The sequence below is a fragment of the Roseibium denhamense genome, assembly GCF_009711415.1.
Taxonomy (GTDB): Bacteria; Pseudomonadota; Alphaproteobacteria; order Rhizobiales; family Stappiaceae; genus Roseibium; species Roseibium denhamense.
The window spans coordinates 1-205 of the sequence record NZ_SMLZ01000001.1 but is presented as its reverse complement, the minus strand read 5'-3'; the positions used below and the strand labels follow the sequence as shown (position 1 = coordinate 205).

The 205-nt window shown below is 55.1% G+C and carries 1 protein-coding gene; it reads left to right on the top strand.

The window, feature by feature from the left end; genetic code table 11:
• Nucleotides 1–197 (top strand): hypothetical protein (locus E1180_RS22095; protein WP_208996739.1); only part of this gene is annotated, 197 nt, incomplete at its 5' end.
• Nucleotides 198–205: the final 8 nt, after the last annotated feature.

The window sequence follows — 205 nt, the reverse complement described above, 5'->3', positions numbered from 1 at the left end:
AGAGCAACGAGAACACAAAATCCCGCTCCCGCAACCAACAAAAAAGCCGCCCACACCGGGCGGCTTTTTTGTTGGAAGGGGTCGCTGATTTTGACCTGACGGGCGCCCCGCAAGGAGGACAACGTCCGACGCAACGGGGCAGAAAACAATCAAATCCTGAACCAAAAACCAAATACAAAAACAGCCTCGTCCCGTAAGGGCCGCG